Source organism: Flavobacterium cupreum (assembly GCF_003996965.1).
GTDB lineage: Bacteria > Bacteroidota > Bacteroidia > Flavobacteriales > Flavobacteriaceae > Flavobacterium > Flavobacterium cupreum.
Map to the genome: position 1 here is coordinate 1 of NZ_QWDM01000166.1, position 323 is coordinate 323.

The following is a 323-nucleotide window of genomic DNA, read 5'->3' on the forward strand; positions in this document are numbered from 1 at the left end:
TTAATCCACATCATCCACCGCTTGTGCGGGTCCCCGTCAATTCCTTTGAGTTTTAATCTTGCGACCGTACTCCCCAGGCGGTCTACTTCACGCGTTAGCTGCGTTACCAAGTTAATTAAAACCCGACAACTAGTAGACATCGTTTAGGGCGTGGACTACCAGGGTATCTAATCCTGTTTGCTCCCCACGCTTTCGTGCATGAGCGTCAATCTTGACCCAGGGGGCTGCCTTCGCCATCGGTGTTCCTCCCCATCTCTACGCATTTCACTGCTACACGTGGAATTCTACCCCCCTCTGCCAGATTCTAGCCTTGCAGTCTCCAT

Annotated in this window: 1 rRNA gene; it reads right to left on the bottom strand. The window is 52.0% G+C overall.

The annotated features are described in order from the left end of the window. A 16S ribosomal RNA gene (locus D0817_RS25210) occupies positions 1-323 on the bottom strand; the annotation flags it as partial.